Here is a 12,050-nt window from a genome sequence, read left to right as displayed (position 1 = left end):
CCGCCGCCATGCCCGCCGCCTACGACAGCAACAACATCTTCGCAAAGATCCTGCGCGGCGAGCTGCCTTGCTACAAGGTCTATGAGGACGAGCACGTGTTCGCCTTCCTCGACATCATGCCGCGCTCGCCGGGGCATACGCTCGTCATTCCGAAGGCCCCTGCCCGTAACATCCTCGACATCAAGCCCGACGACTACGCGCACGTCGCGCGCGCATCGCACAAGATCGCCGCCGCCGCGATGAAGGCGTTCGAAGCCGACGGCATCACCGTGCAGCAATTCAACGAGCCAGCCGGCGGCCAAGTCGTGTTCCATCTGCACATGCACGTCATGCCGCGCAAGGACGGCGTCGCGCTGCTGCCGCCTGCGAGCCACAAGGAAGACGGCAAGGTGCTGGAGGCGAGCGCGGCGAAGCTGATCGCGGCGTTGAAGTAGGCCACGGCGCGTACGCGATCCCGTAGCCCGGATGAAGCGCGGCGCAATCCGGGAATCTCTGCCGCGTCGTAAGACCACCCCGGATTTCGCGTCGCTCCATCCGGGCTACGGATCCTACTCCGTCTCGAAGTCCCCCGCCTGCGGCGGGGCCAGCGGGGTGAACTCGCAGCGGTCGGGCTTGACGTCGATCAGCGGCGTCTCGTCGAGGCAGTCGAGGCCGCGCACCAAAATGACGTTGCCCTCGACGCCGACCAGCTTGACGATCGAGGTGCCGATCGGGTTGGGGCGTACCGGCGAGCGCAGCGAGAAGGTGCCGCGGGTATTGCCGTTGTTCTTCGGGCTTTGCAGCACAATGTCGCGGCGCGACTGGTGCAGCCAGTACAGCACCTCGAGATTTGAATAGAAATCGACGCCCTTGATCGCCGCGACCCAGGGCTCGAAAATCTCGAGCCGGCACACCGGGCCGTCATGCCGCCCCTGCCGCGGCGTCGCCAGCCGCGAGGTCCAGGGCGTGCGGATGCGGCCGATGAAGACGAGCGCGGCATCGCGCGCCGTCGGCATGTCGACGGCGACCTCGCCCTGGCGCAGTTCCATTTCACGTACCATGTGTCAATCCAGCGATATGTTCAGCGCCTTGACCACGCCCGCCCACCGCGCGCGATCGGTATTCACGAACTCGTCGATCTCGGCCTGGCTCTTCGCGTGCAGCGGCGGGAAGCCGATCTTGAGCAGCGAAGCGCGGAACGCCTCGTCGTTCAAGGCCCGGTCGAGGCTCGCCTTGACCTTGCCTGCCACGTCGTCAGGCACCTTCGACGGCGCTGCGATACCATACCAGACGCTGACCGCATAATCGGGATAGCCGCTCTCGGCGATCGTCGGCAGATCGGGCAAATCGGGGATGCGCTCGGTCGAGCTGACGCCGAGCGGCCGCAGCATGCCCGATTTGACCGGCGGCAGCGCGGTGCCGAGCGTGTCGAACATCAGCTGGATGTTGCCTGACAGCAAATCCTGCAGCGCGGGTCCGGCGCCCTTGTAGGGCACGTGGGTCATCTCGACGCCGGCCATCTGCTTGAACATCTCGCCGGCGAGATGAACCGTGCCGCCGGTGCCGGCCGATCCGAAATTGAGCTTCCCGGGATTCTTCTTGGCATAGACCACGAACTCCGCGATCGTCCTGGCCGGCACCGAGGGATGCACCTCCATGATCATCGGCGCATCCGTGATGACAGACAGCAGGCGAAAATCCCTGGCCGGATCGTAGGGCAGCTTTTTGTAGAGCAGCGGATTGAGCACGAAGATCGAGGCCGCCGTCACGAACAGCGTGTAGCCGTCGGGATCGGAGCGCGCCACGGCTTCGGCGCCGATCGCGCCCTGCGCGCCGGCCTTGTTCTCGACCACGACCACCTGCTTGAGATCGCGCCCGAGATATTCGCCGACGATGCGGCCGAGCACGTCAGTCGGCCCGCCCGCGGCATAGGGCACCACGAGCTTGATCGGTCGCGTCGGATAGTCCGCGGCACGCGCCGGCAGCGTCGCCGCCAGCAACGCCGTCAGAACAACAATGAATAGCGATGATGCGCGCCGCTGCATGCCGTTTCCCCGTTGTCTTGTTCTTGGGGAGCGAGAGTAGCGGATAATGCGGACGCCGCAATCAGCCGAGCCAGTATTTGCCTGCGATCATGACGATTTCGCCTGCGATCACGCCGGCGAAGATCGATTTCCTCCCCAGCATGAACACGACAAAGCCCGCGGCGACGGCGCCGTAGCGTAGCCAATCCGGCACGCTGGCGAGCGCGCCCGGCGGCTGCACCACGATCTGCGCGATGATCCCGGCGAGGATCGCGGTGGCGACCGCCCTCACCCAGACCAAGAGTTCGGAGTTCTCGTCGATGCCGCCGCCGAACCACAGGCCGAGCATGCGCCAGATCTGGTTGGGAATGACGCCCGCGACGAACAGGATTGCAAGCGCGTGCCAGTCGCCGATGAAACCGATCATGCACGCGCCCCGACGATGCCCGCCCTCGCCCGGTGCACGGCATAGGCAATGGTGCCTGCGACGACCCCGCTGACCAGGATGTCGACGCCGCTGTTCAGCATCGCGGCCAGCGGGAACAACAATAGGCCGAGCACCAGCGCGATGACATCGGCGAGTTCGCGGCAATTGCGTGCCGTGGAGAACAGGAAGGCGAGCGGCGTCAGCATCAGCATGCCGGCGGCGAACAGCGGCGTGAGATTGGCCGCGAGCATGTAACCGATCGTGTTGGCGATCAGGCAGACCGAGACCAGCCCCAAGCCGAGCCCGTGGATGAAGGCGATCCGCCGGTTGCGCGGCACCTGCGGCAGGAAGCGGAAGCACTCGACCCACAGCGTCACGGCGGTGAGATGCGCCACCAGGATCAGATGCCGCCGCTTGGTCTGTTCGGTGCGCATCATCGGCAACACCGAGACCACCATCGGGAACAGGCGGATCGCGCTGACGGTGACCGCGATTGCCGATTGCAGCACCGTGGCGCCGGAGCCGAGCGTCGTGATCACGATGATCTGCGCGGGCCCTGCCCAGACGAAGGCGGTGCTCGCCAGGGTCCAGCCCAGCGAGAAGCCGGAATCATGCGCCAGCGCGCCGATGCCAAGATAGGTCGCAAACAGCACCAGGGTCAGCACGGTCGCGCCGATCGACCGCGCACCCCACAGGAAGGCGCGGAACGAGGTGTGCCATTGCGGAGAATCGAGCGGAGGAAGCGCCACGGGGAACCGGATGGTTTTGCAATCGCGGCGGCTTAGGGCGCGGTGCTCAATGGGTCAAGCAAGTGACGGCGCACGGCGGGTATGCGCCTTGGTAGCCCGGATGAAGCGCCAGCGAAATCCGGGGCCACTTTTGCAACCGGTGAGAGCTGTCCCGGATTGCGCTTCGCTTCATCCGGGCTACGGGATCAAAGCAATCACGCCCGGTTCTTCAGCACGAAGCACGCCCCGCCCGCCTTGCGAATGCGGTTGCACAGGCCGTCGGCTTCGGGGCGCGTGTCGGCGCCGATGCGCACCTGGTAGAAGGTCGCGCTGCCGCGAGTGCGTAGCCGCGAAGAAAGCAAGCTCGGATCCTGATCGCCGATCACGTTCGACAGCCGCTTGATGGCACGGGCATACATCGCGAGCGCCTTGTCGCGGCTGAAGCCGGCGGCAAGCTGCACGCCCCAGACCTTGGCCGCCGACAGCGTGATGTGCTGCTCGAGCCCTGCGACGAAGGGGTTGGGCGCGCGCTTCAGCAGCGCCATCAGTTCGCGGCAACTCTTGGTCGGCGCGCGCTGTGGCATCTTGCCGTTGCGCCCGGCCGCGGCCCAGTCGTCGACGCTGGAGCCGGTGATCGCGGAGACGTAATTGCGCGTCTCCTGCGGCATGTAGCCAGAGCCGGCGAGCCAGTCCTGGATCCGGCGCGGACCGGCATTGTAGGCAGCGGCCGCGAGGCCGAGATTGCCGAACTGGTTGCGCAGCTCGCTGAGGAATTCGGCCGACTTCGGCAGCGCCTGCACCGGATTGAACGGATCGAGCAGCCCGCGCTCGTTTGCCGTGCCCGGCATGAATTGCGCGATGCCCTGCGCGCGCTGGCCGTTGCGGGTCATCGGACCAACCGCATCGGCCTGGAAGCGGCTCTCCTGCCAGATCACGCGTGCGAAGAATTCGAGCGGCAAATCGTTCGCCCGTGCCGCCGACTCGATCATCAGGCACATCGCCTCGCGGGTGTCGCTCTCGCGCGCGTCGTCCGCGGGCTTGTCGGTCGCTGCGGCGGGCTTCTCGGCAGGCGTCGCGGGCGCATCCGCCGGGGGCGCCGCAGGTTTCTCGGCCGATGGTGCGGCCTGCTCTCCTGGCGGTGGCGCAGGCTGATCCGCCGGCACGGCCGCGGGCTTCTCAGCGGGCTTGTCCGCGGGCGGCGCTGCCGGCCGCTCGGCGCCTGACTGCGGTGCCGGGGCGGCCGGTGCGTCCTCCGCGCCGACCCGGGCCGGCGGCACCAGCAGCACAAGCATGACCAATGCGGCGCAACGACCTGTTCGCATGGCAATTCTGTTCCCGCGCGGGCGCGGCTTGACACCGCAAGCTCGTGGTCTAGCTATGGACTGAAATGATGGCGCGCAAAAGGGAGCGCAAAATGGCCGCAGTATCCGACGATCAACCCGGCTTTGCCCCCGATGACGACGCCCCGATCGGCTATATGCAGCGGACCCGCGATTATTACGCGGCGATCGGCTACACCACCCCCTACCGCTGGGCGCATTACACCTCCGCCCCGTTCCAGCCCCTGAAGAAGCCGCTGAACCAGTCCCGCATCGCCATCATCACGACCGCGGCACCGTTCGACCCCGCAAGGGGCGACCAGGGTCCCGGCGCGAAATACAATGGCGGGGCCAAGTTCTATGCGGTCTATGACGGCGACACGTCGGAGCAGCACGATCTGCGGATTTCGCACATCGCCTATGACCGCACCCACACCACGGCGACCGACAGCGGCACCTGGTTCCCGCTGGCGCAATTGAAGCGCCTCGCCGCGGCCGGCACGATCGGCGAAGTCGCCCCGCGCTTCTTCGGCGCCCCGACCAACCGCAGCCACCGCGTCACCATCGAGACCGATGCGCCCGAGATCCTCAAGCGCTGCCGCGATGACAAGGTCGACGCCGCGGTGCTGGTGCCGAACTGCCCGGTCTGCCACCAGACCGTCAGCCTGGTCGCGCGGCATCTCGAGGCAAACGGCATCTCCACCGTCGTGATGGGCTGCGCCAAGGATATCGTCGAGCACGCCGCGGTGCCGCGCTTCCTGTTCTCCGATTTCCCGCTCGGCAATTCCGCCGGCAAGCCGCAGGACGTCGCCTCGCAGGCGTTCACGCTGGAGCTGGCGCTGCGCGTGCTGGAGTCCGCGCCCGGCCCGCAGACCACGGTGCAGTCGCCGCTGCGCTGGAGCGAGGACGCGGCCTGGAAGCGCGACTACAGCAACGCCGATGCGCTGAGCGCCGAGGAGCTGGCACGCCTGCGCCGCGAGTTCGACGCGCAGAAGGAAATCGCCAAGGGCCTGCGCGTCGCGTAAGGCTCGGTGTTAGACACGAGCACTTTGCCAACTCACGGTGTCGTCGCCCGGCTTGACCGGGCGATCGGGTATTCCAGAGACACCAGCCAGTCACGGAGAACCTCGGCGTACCGGGTCCCCCGGTCAAACCCTAGTTGATTCACACATCGCGAGCGATCCTCCAGCCTTTGAGCATGGCCCTGAGAGTCTGACTCAAAACAAGTCATTGAGATCTCACGCTCTGGCCAATCGGCGGGAGAGCAGGCGGATGCTTGCAATGAGAACCCAAGCCTCCGCGCTGGCGATGGTTGCCTCGAAGTCTTTGGCAAGTCGTCGATTGCGGCCGAACCAGGCAAAGGTACGCTCGACGACCCAACGTCGAGGCTCGGCCTTGAACGTTCCAACGCTCTGCGAGCGGGTGACGATTTCAATCGTCCATTGGCCCAAATCAGCGATGGCATCGAGCAGCTTAGGGCCACGGTAGACGCGATCGGCGAAGATGTGGCGCAGGTTGGGGAACAGGCGGCCGATGAGCCGCAACAGCGGGACTGCACCGTGATTGTCTTGAAGGTTGGCGGGATGCACCTGCACAGCCAGCAAGGAGCCCTCGGTGTCGGTGACGATATGACGCTTGCGCCCCTTGACCCGCTTGGCCATGTCAAACCCGCTTGGACCGCCATTTTCCGCGGTCTTCACGCTCTGGCTGTCGATGATCCCAGCCGTTGGAGTGGGGTTGCGTCCTTGCCGTTCGCGCATGCGTCGGACCAGGGCATCATTGACCCTGCGCCACAATCCAGAACCGCGCCATTTGTAAAAATAGTACTGAACCGTCGAGCATGGTGGGAAGTCCTTTGGCAGCGCGCGCCATTGGCAGCCGCTGGCTCCAATGTAGAGAATTGCATTCATGATCACGCGCAGGCTGATCTCGCGCGGACGGCCGCGCCGGCATTGCGCAGGCATCAACGGCTCGATCAGTTCCCACTCCGCATCCGTCATGTCGCTTGCATAACGAAGTCCGTCGCGTCGATATTGTTGTCGGGTGATTTCGGTCCAACACATGTTGTGCTCCCTCGAGTCTTCGCAAACACGAAGGAATCACAACGGGCTGAAATCACTCAACTTTCTTTTTAAAGCAGGCTCTGAGGGCCAACAGGCCCTGGAGGATCGTGATTGGGCCTGGTTTGCCGTAGTATCCGGTCCAACCGCCGAGACGCGCGCATACCCAGGCTGCGTAGGCAAGCGAGCGAGAGGGATGCGGGTTTTTTTGCCGATCAGTTTTTCCCTCGAGAGTTTGGCAGATTGCCTCGATAGCCGAATGATCCTCGGGATTGAACGCATCTTCGAGCGGTCGGCCTGCTGCCCCATCGCGCTCTCGCACCATTTGCAGGACTTGGATCGCGGCGACCAGCGTTGCCGCGGTTAAGTTCTCGAATGGACCGCCCTCAACCACGCGCACGGCTTCGATGTTGAAGCCCTTGGCCTTCATGAGGCGGAACAGTTGCTCGATAGTCCAGCGCTGGCGATACAGGCCGGTGATCTGCTGTGCAGATGCCAGTGTCGTCACTTGATGTGTCGTTAGTAACCGCCAGTGCACCGGAGAGATGTTCGCAGCGGGATCGACCTCGCGCGCCTCCACCAGAGTGAGCGTGACCTCCTTCGGTAGTTCGGCCTCTTCGCCTGGGTATTTGCGTCTTGGCCGCAGCAGGCTGATCTGCCGTGTCCGCAAGGCTAACACGGCTTTCCTTGCCGGCTGGCCTGGCTTGGCCGGTAGATCAATGACTTCCCGGCCAAGCTCTGGCACTTCATCCAAGCAATTGTAGAGCGTGCCACCACCCTTCAGAGCTCGATCGTAATTGGCTCTGATCAGCAGCTCGGTCTCGACCGGTCGACAGGCAAACTCCTCGTAAATGTCACCCTCTCGGTCGGCAACCACTGTCACGCACGCCGCCCCATGAGCTGCCAACTCAGCCGCCGTGAGAGTGCTATCGAGCCAGCGGCGGCTCTCCTTATCCGCAAATGCCCGCACGGCCCGCTGGCTCTTCTTGCCGCCAACATGTTTGAGGAACGTCGCATCAATGAGCCCGAGCAATGCGCCGTCACCGGCGTCTACCGCGATCATCGCGTGAAGGCTCAAACTGTCGAGCCTGCCATCGTCTCGCAAGCTCGTGGTGTCCTGTATCGCCAGAACATGACGTCCCTTGACCAGCCCTGCGGTCCGCAACCGGGCCGTGGCCACCATCTCCTCCGGGATCACCCGCCGATTGCGCAGGAAACGCGTGATGCGGATCTCGCCGGCCCGATCCCCACCAACACGTCGAACACTGATCCCAGATTGACCGACGCTGACAAGGCGGGCCAGCAAACGGGCCCCCCTTTTTCCAGGCGCCGGTCGCCAAACCGTCCCAATCCGCCTTCCATCGCGCTCTCCATCGGGCACAACCCTCCCAATGGATTCAGAATTCAGGGAAACTGACAAGCCACCGCAAGCTCAAGATGTGTGAACATGCTAGGGTCAAACCGAGGGACGACAAGCGGAGGCAAATGCTCACTTTCGCTTCTTTTCAGTCATGGGCGCAGACAAGCCCGGTCATGACGAAGTTATCTCTCACGGCCGTCTCTTAGGCTAACTCAGCTCGACTGATCCGCCGCGACCTGTACGGCGGTGAGCATGCCGGTCCGTTCGTGGCAGCCGAGATATTCGAAGAACTGCTCGTCGGCGGCAGCGACCGTGACCTCGTGATACAGCCTGAGCTTGGCGCTCGGGCCCAAGGTCGAGAGATATTTCATCGCCGCGCCAAAAATCCTGACATGGGTCGGGTGCGATTCCGCCCAGCGCTCGAGCGCCGCGAGGCTCTTCCACCAGCTCTGGCCGTAGGACTTCTCGGTCGGTCGTCCCTGCGCATCAACGACGCGCATATAGCGGTTGGCGTAGCAGCCGATCGGCACGCCGTCGTCGCGCAGGAAATCCATGCCCTCGCGCAGCACCGGCTCGACATCGTCGAGATACATCTTGCGCTCCGACGCTTCGGTGTCGCTCCAGTCCTGTCCGGAGCGGATCAGGCAGAGATTGTCATGCGCGACCACGCGGATGCGCGCGCCGTCGCGGACCGCACGCGGCTCGCCGCCCGGCGTCATCGCGTCGGTCTGCGACAGCGGGATACGGTCGCGCATGCCGCCCCAATAGGCGTGCTCCTGCACCTCTCCGTTCATGCCGTCGGCGAGCACCGCGACACCCTCCGGGCGGCCGAGCGACGAGAACAGCGTCTCGTAGCGCGCAACATGCGGCCGCAGCACCTCGATGAAGCGGCCGAGGCCCTCAGTGGCACCGCCGCCGGTCCAGGCCTCGCGCGCACCGTCGAACCAGGCGTCGAAACGCCCGGCGTCGTCCCAATAGGCAACCGAGACGACGTTGGTGTAGCCGGCCTGGTCGACATGTTGCGCACGATCCCAATGCGTCGGGCCGTTCTCGCCGGCAAAACGTTTTGCGATCGATGCGAGCGCCTCGTTCGCCGCGGCAGTCAGTTCGCCGCGAAACTGCACGCCGAAATAGGCCATGATCACGCGCGTGACCGCGGGCTTGTGGCGTGCGACGAAGGACGGATAAGGCGGCGCATAATCGTCGGGCACACGCCGATGACGCGATCGGGCCGTCTGCAGATGAGATGGAATGGCTGATTCCATGGCAGTCGCCTCCGGTTGGATGTCGTGCAAGGCATGATCCGGAAAAGTGCGAAGCGGTTTTCCGAAAAGATCATGCCCGTAGTTTGTTCAGCTCGCGGCCGCGTCGATCTCCTCAAGGCTGTCGAGCGGCAGCGCGAAGTGCTCGACGCGCTTCGAGGGCTTCTTGTTCAGCAGCAGGCGCGTGACATCGGGCCGCGAATAATGTCCGGCCGGGTCGGCGGCGTTCTTGGCGATCCCGATCGCGCCGAGATCGATATCGGCGAGCAGCAGGCCCTCCTGCTCGGGCGGCAGCTTCTCGGCGATCGAGCTGCCGTCCGGCCCGTAGATCGCGGCGTGTCCGCCGCCGACATGCAGCAGCGCGTGCTTGTCGTCGCGGTCGCACATCTCGTCGATCATCGCCTGCGAGACCGTGGCGCAGGGCGCGAGCACGAAGCACGAGCCTTCAACGGCGTAGACCCGCGAGGCCGCGTTGTTGACCTCCCAGCCGAACGCCGGCGCGAACGGATCGTACAGCGAGAAGCTCGGCCAGGCCGCGACATGGACCTGCTCGTTCTGGGCGTACATCGCGTATTTCGACAGCGGCTGCAGGTGCTCCCAGCAGCACAGCGCGCCGAGCCGACCGATGCCGGGACGGTCATGCACCGCAAGGTCGCTGCCGTCGCCCTCGCCATAGACGGTGCGCTCGGCATGGGTCGGCCGCAGCTTGCGCCGCTTGGCGATGGTCTCGCCGTCGGGGCCAACAAGCCATTGCGCGAGATAGAGGCTACCGCCGTTGCGCTCGGACAGGCCGAGCACCGCGGTCATGCCGGCCTTCTTGACCGCGAGCCGCAACTTCTCGGCCTGCGGGCTGTCGTAGCTCAGCGAATTGTCGAAATAGCGCTGCACGAAGCCGCGCCCGATCGCCCAGGCCGGCGAGTCCAGCCAGATGTACCAGGGGTAGCCGGGGATGAAGGCCTCGGGAAACGCGATCAGCTTCGTCCCCTTGGCGGCGGCCTCCTCGATCAGCGCGATGGACTTGGCGATGGAGGCGTCGAGGTCGAGCCAGGCCGGTGCGGCCTGCACCACCGCAACGCGGTATTTCGGATGTTCGATGCCCATGATGTCCTCCTCGCGGCCGACGCTTCCGGCCGGTTCGTGCTTGATCGGGCCTAGCGGCCTCTGACATCATGCTGCCCCGTGACCGGGCACGCCGTTCGACCAGGACGGAAGGAAAATTCGACTACGGAGGAGATTCCCCGGCCGTCCCCGGTATGAAGCTTGCTTTGTTCGCGTGGCCAGCGTTTGCACTCGTGAAGGGAGGAAATCATGCCGGCCCTGTTCACCACTGAAGACGCGCCCACCCATCGGCGCCTTGCGCTCTGGCAGGACATCGTCTGCGACGTGTTCGTGCAGCTCGACTGCAAGTCCGATCTCGGCACCGCCTTCCACGGCGCCATCACCAGCGCGCAGCTCGGCGCGGTGAAATGCTCCGTTGTCTCGTCGAGCCGGCAGCGCGTGCTGCGCACGCCGTCGCGGATCGCACGCGCCAGCGAGGATTTTGTGCTGTTCGCGCTCGGCCGGAGCGGCGCGGGCGGCGTGGTGCAGGACGGCCGCGAGACCGTGATCCAGCCCGGCGAGTTCGCATTCTACGACACCACCCGGCCCTATGAATTGCGGTTCAACGCCGAGTTCACGCAGACCATCTTCCAGGTGCCGCGCGCCATGCTGCACCGGCGCTTCGCCGGCACCCAGGGCCTCACCGCGACCACGTTCACATCGGATCGCCCGGTGCAGCGGCTCGCCTGGCAGTTCATCTCGGGACTCTCCGAGATCGCCGACAAGCTCGATCCTGACAACGCGATCCGCCTCGCCGACCAGGCTGCCGACCTGCTCGCGATGGCGATGAGCGAGCGGCTCGGCGGCGCCGCGCTGCCCGCCTCGACCCACCGCTCCGCGCTGCTCTACCGCCTGAAGGCGCATGTGCTCGCGCATCTGCCGAACCCCGAGCTCGGCCTCACCGAGACCGCCGCCGCGCTCGGCATCTCGCCGCGCTACGTCAACAGCCTGCTGGCCGACGAGGACACCTCGTTCCAGCGCTTCGTGCTGGCGCAGCGGCTGGAGCGCTGCAAGCGCGACCTCGCCTCGCCGGCGCACGCGCATCGCCACATCGGCGAGATCGCATTCGCCTGGGGCTTTAACGATCTCTCGCATTTCGGGCGCGTGTTCCGCGACCATTACGGCCTGTCGCCGCGCGACTGGCGGCAAAGCCGGCTGCCGAACTAAAGCGTTTTCGAGCGAAACCGAGGGCCTCTTGCGGCGCAAAATAGCCGGGAATCCACGCCCTCACGGATGCAAATATTTACACTAACTGCAACGGGTTCCCCTGGCGCCCTTCTTTTCGCTGAGGCGGACCGGTACAGTCGTGCCGTTCATTTGGAGGATTTCCCATGCAGGACCGGCGCCAGAGCGTACGCGACAAGGTGTTTTTTGGTGCGGTTGCGGAGATCAATGAACGCGGCTCGACGATGGATTGCGTCGTGCGCAATATCAGCGAAGGCGGTGCCTGCGTTGAATTTGGCGATGCTGTGCATCTGCCCGAAGAGTTGAATCTCAGCGTCGCACGCAAGGGCCGCTCGTTCCTGGCCCGCCTGATCTGGCGCCAGGCCAACAAGGTCGGCCTCGCCTTCCGGATCATGACCTCGGACACGCCGGTCAGCGATCTCGACGAGCGGGTCCGCCGCAGCGAGATCAAGAAGCGGCAGCTGCAGCGGCGCATCAATGAGTTGCTCGGCCAGGGCTGAGCCAGCTCGGCTGGGAGCCATCGTTTCCGTCGCGGCCGGCATCCGGCATTCGGGGTTGCAAAGGCCGGGCTAATCCAGCATGCGGTAATCCCCGCAACGCCGGAACCC

13 protein-coding genes are annotated in these 12,050 nt (G+C 65.2%); 4 read left to right on the top strand and 9 right to left on the bottom strand.

Going from position 1 to position 12,050, the window contains the following annotated elements; all coding sequences use genetic code 11:
• Window positions 1–8: 8 nt before the first annotated feature.
• Entirely contained in the window at window positions 9–434 is a 426-nt protein-coding gene (locus JEY66_RS21100; RefSeq protein WP_018271999.1) for an HIT family protein, read from the top strand.
• Between the two features lie 114 nt (window positions 435–548).
• Here JEY66_RS21100 and tsaA read toward each other — a convergent pair whose 3' ends face one another.
• From tsaA to JEY66_RS21075, 5 genes are all read right to left on the bottom strand, one after another.
• Window positions 549–1,040, bottom strand: coding sequence for a tRNA (N6-threonylcarbamoyladenosine(37)-N6)-methyltransferase TrmO (gene tsaA, locus JEY66_RS21095; RefSeq protein ID WP_026192858.1), 492 nt, complete (start codon window positions 1,038–1,040; stop codon window positions 549–551).
• A gap of 3 nt (window positions 1,041–1,043) precedes the next feature.
• Entirely contained in the window at window positions 1,044–2,024 is a 981-nt protein-coding gene (locus tag JEY66_RS21090) for a Bug family tripartite tricarboxylate transporter substrate binding protein (protein WP_026192859.1), read from the bottom strand.
• 61 nt (window positions 2,025–2,085) lie between these two features.
• Window positions 2,086–2,430, bottom strand: coding sequence for an AzlD domain-containing protein (locus JEY66_RS21085; protein ID WP_018272002.1), 345 nt, complete (start codon window positions 2,428–2,430; stop codon window positions 2,086–2,088).
• Window positions 2,427–3,179, bottom strand: a complete 753-nt coding sequence (locus JEY66_RS21080) for an AzlC family ABC transporter permease (RefSeq protein ID WP_018272003.1) — start codon at window positions 3,177–3,179, stop codon at window positions 2,427–2,429. The genes JEY66_RS21085 and JEY66_RS21080 overlap by 4 nt, the downstream gene beginning before the upstream one ends.
• Before the next feature lie 194 nt (window positions 3,180–3,373).
• Entirely contained in the window at window positions 3,374–4,480 is a 1,107-nt protein-coding gene (locus tag JEY66_RS21075; protein ID WP_244620833.1) for a lytic transglycosylase domain-containing protein, read from the bottom strand.
• 92 nt (window positions 4,481–4,572) lie between these two features.
• On the opposite strand from JEY66_RS21075, the gene JEY66_RS21070 reads away from it, so the two are divergent.
• Complete coding sequence (locus JEY66_RS21070) at window positions 4,573–5,502, top strand: glycine/sarcosine/betaine reductase selenoprotein B family protein (protein WP_018272005.1); 930 nt, start codon at window positions 4,573–4,575, stop codon at window positions 5,500–5,502.
• A gap of 213 nt (window positions 5,503–5,715) precedes the next feature.
• Here the strand turns inward: JEY66_RS21070 and JEY66_RS21065 are convergent, their stop codons facing one another.
• The 4 genes from JEY66_RS21065 to JEY66_RS21050 all read right to left on the bottom strand — a co-directional run bounded on the left by JEY66_RS21065 (window position 5,716) and on the right by JEY66_RS21050 (window position 10,260).
• A complete protein-coding gene (locus JEY66_RS21065) occupies window positions 5,716–6,540 on the bottom strand; it encodes an IS5 family transposase (protein WP_026191947.1) in 825 nt (274 codons plus the stop codon).
• A 52-nt stretch (window positions 6,541–6,592) separates the two neighbouring features.
• Entirely contained in the window at window positions 6,593–7,843 is a 1,251-nt protein-coding gene (locus tag JEY66_RS21060) for an IS4 family transposase (RefSeq protein ID WP_018272006.1), read from the bottom strand.
• A gap of 266 nt (window positions 7,844–8,109) precedes the next feature.
• Window positions 8,110–9,162, bottom strand: a complete 1,053-nt coding sequence (locus JEY66_RS21055; RefSeq protein WP_041482663.1) for a phenylacetaldoxime dehydratase family protein — start codon at window positions 9,160–9,162, stop codon at window positions 8,110–8,112.
• Between the two features lie 87 nt (window positions 9,163–9,249).
• Window positions 9,250–10,260 (bottom strand): carbon-nitrogen hydrolase family protein, encoded by a 1,011-nt coding sequence (locus JEY66_RS21050; protein WP_018272008.1) that lies wholly within the window; start codon window positions 10,258–10,260, stop codon window positions 9,250–9,252.
• A 207-nt stretch (window positions 10,261–10,467) separates the two neighbouring features.
• On the opposite strand from JEY66_RS21050, the gene JEY66_RS21045 reads away from it, so the two are divergent.
• Both JEY66_RS21045 and JEY66_RS21040 read left to right on the top strand, forming a co-directional pair.
• Window positions 10,468–11,424, top strand: a complete 957-nt coding sequence (locus JEY66_RS21045) for an AraC-like ligand-binding domain-containing protein (protein WP_018272009.1) — start codon at window positions 10,468–10,470, stop codon at window positions 11,422–11,424.
• 164 nt (window positions 11,425–11,588) lie between these two features.
• Window positions 11,589–11,942 (top strand): PilZ domain-containing protein, encoded by a 354-nt coding sequence (locus tag JEY66_RS21040; RefSeq protein ID WP_016848266.1) that lies wholly within the window; start codon window positions 11,589–11,591, stop codon window positions 11,940–11,942.
• Window positions 11,943–12,050: the final 108 nt, after the last annotated feature.

The organism is Bradyrhizobium elkanii USDA 76, assembly GCF_023278185.1.
Classification (GTDB): Bacteria; Pseudomonadota; Alphaproteobacteria; order Rhizobiales; family Xanthobacteraceae; genus Bradyrhizobium; species Bradyrhizobium elkanii.
The sequence above is the reverse complement of the archived record's forward strand: the minus strand, read 5'-3'. Positions and strand labels throughout refer to the sequence as shown.